Source organism: Klenkia sp. AC732, assembly GCF_979256525.1.
Genome location: NZ_CEEDOS010000090.1, coordinates 1 through 1,018 on the forward strand (window position 1 = coordinate 1; position 1,018 = coordinate 1,018).

1 protein-coding gene is annotated in these 1,018 nt (G+C 76.3%); it reads left to right on the forward strand.

Going from position 1 to position 1,018, the window contains the following annotated elements; translation table 11 throughout:
• The first annotated feature begins 45 nt into the window (after positions 1-45).
• Complete coding sequence (locus AC0IVP_RS21805) at positions 46-963, forward strand: alpha/beta fold hydrolase (RefSeq protein ID WP_082556491.1); 918 nt, start codon at positions 46-48, stop codon at positions 961-963.
• Positions 964-1,018 lie beyond the last annotated feature (55 nt).

Consider the following 1,018-nt stretch of genomic DNA (forward strand, 5'->3'; position numbering starts at 1 on the left):
GGCGGAGGGGGCGCGCGGCGGACGCAGGCGGGGCACGATCGGGGCATGGCACCGTCGCCGTCCGACCCGCTGTTCCCCGGCTCCACCGTCGTCCGGGCGGAGGTGGAGCACGAGCACGGCGGGACGACGGTGCACGCCGTCACCCTCGGCCAGGGCCCGCCGCTCCTGCTGCTGCACGGCTACCCGCAGACGCACGTGATGTGGTCCTCGGTCGCGCCCGACCTGGCCCGCGACCACACCCTGGTCATCCCGGACCTGCGCGGTTACGGCGACTCCGGCAAGCCCGCCGACGGCGAGGGCCACGCGGGGCACTCGTTCCGGGCGATGGCCGCCGACGTGGCGGCGCTGATGCGGGACCTGGGCCACGAGCGGTACGCCGTCGTCGGGCACGACCGGGGTGCCCGGGTCACCCACCGGCTCGCCCTGGACCACCCGGACGCCGTCACCCGGGCCGCGGTGCTGGACGTGCTGCCGACGACGCACGTGTACGCGAACGTGGACCGCCGGCTGGCCACCGCCTACTACCACTGGTTCTTCTACCTGCAGCCCGAGCCGCTGCCGGAGAACCTCATCGCCGGCGACCCGACCGGCTACCTGCACAGCCTGCTCGGCGGCTGGGGCAGCGGGCTGGACGTCTGCTCCCCCGCCCAGCTGGCCGAGTACGAACGCTGCTTCGCCGACCCGGACACCCGGCACGCGATGCTGGAGGACTACCGGGCCGGTGCCTCGATCGACCTGGAGCACGACGAGGCCGACGCCGCCGCCGGCCGCCGGGTGAGCTGCCCGTTGCTGGTGCTGTGGGGCTCGGCGGGCGTCGTCGGAACCGGCCCGGACGACGTCCTGGCGGTCTGGCGCGAGCGCGCGGACGACGTCACCGGCCAGCCGGTCGAGGCCGGCCACTTCCTGGTCGACGAGCGCCCCGCCGAGACCGTCGCCGCCCTCCGCGCCTTCCTCGACACCTGACCCCCGACCCCGGTCCGACCCGACCGGCCCGGCCCCGCCCGGCCCGGCCCCGACC